We start from the raw sequence: 426 nt of genomic DNA on the forward strand, positions 1-426 counted from the left end.
CGTGTAGCCCGAACCGTTGTCGCTCAGCCACTCGATTTCGTACGGGGTATGCAGTTCGTTGCCAAACCGATTTTCCACTGCAGCCAGCATCACGTCTCGCACGATGTCGCCGCTGTGGCCTGCTGTCGTGGACGCCCAGCTCATCGCTTCTCGGTCGCAGCAATCCAGCGCAAACGTCACACGCAGCGGCTCGCCGTTGTCGCAGCGGAACTCGAAGCCGTCCGAGCACCATCGCTGATTGCTGCGCGCGACGGCCACTTTGCCGTCATGTCGACGTTGCGCCCGCGGCGGAGTCGGTCGGCGCTGCATCAGCAACCCGTGCGTGCGCATGACGCGATCGATGCGCTTGGCATTGAACGGCGCCAGCCCAACCGCGACGCGCTCGTTGCGCAATATGCCCCAAACCCGGCGATAGCCATAGCTGGG

1 protein-coding gene is annotated in these 426 nt (G+C 64.1%); it reads right to left on the bottom strand.

Features of this window, described 5'->3' with window-relative positions; all coding sequences use genetic code 11:
- On the bottom strand, window positions 1-426 hold a 426-nt coding region (locus M3175_RS24525), incomplete at both ends, for a DDE-type integrase/transposase/recombinase (protein ID WP_251524620.1).

Origin of the sequence: Robertmurraya korlensis (assembly GCF_023715225.1) — a bacterium.
In the GTDB taxonomy this organism is placed as follows: Bacteria; Bacillota; Bacilli; order Bacillales; family Cytobacillaceae; genus Robertmurraya_A.